Genomic DNA, 326 nt, shown 5'->3' with positions numbered 1-326 from the left:
TTTTTCATGCGATGCTCAGGCGGGCCGCAGCCAGCGCCGGAGCAGCAGCCTCAGCGCGGCCGGATCGACCGGCTTGGGCAGCACGAAGTAGCCTGCCTCCTCGGCCGCCGCCAGCGCGGCGGATTTCAGGTCGCCCGACAAGAGCGCGCTGCGCGCTTGCGGCTGGGTGTTCTGCCAGCGCTCCAGCAGGTCCAGCCCGTTCTCGCTGCCAGGCAGGCGCAGGTCGCAGAAGATGATGTCCGGCTTGAGCCCCTGTAGGAACAGGCGGTCGGCATCCGCGCCGTGCGCGGCGCAGGCGACCTGGATGCCCCACGCTTCCATCAGCG

1 protein-coding gene is annotated in these 326 nt (G+C 70.2%); it reads right to left on the bottom strand.

Features of this window, described 5'->3' with window-relative positions:
• Positions 1-15: 15 nt before the first annotated feature.
• Positions 16-326, bottom strand: a 311-nt coding sequence (locus tag OR16_RS38790) for a response regulator (protein ID WP_043423113.1), incomplete at its 5' end; no start/stop codon positions are given.

This window comes from Cupriavidus basilensis OR16 (genome assembly GCF_000243095.1).
GTDB lineage: Bacteria > Pseudomonadota > Gammaproteobacteria > Burkholderiales > Burkholderiaceae > Cupriavidus > Cupriavidus basilensis_D.
Note: the sequence above shows the minus strand (reverse complement) of the source record. Positions and strands in the feature narration are given on the sequence as shown.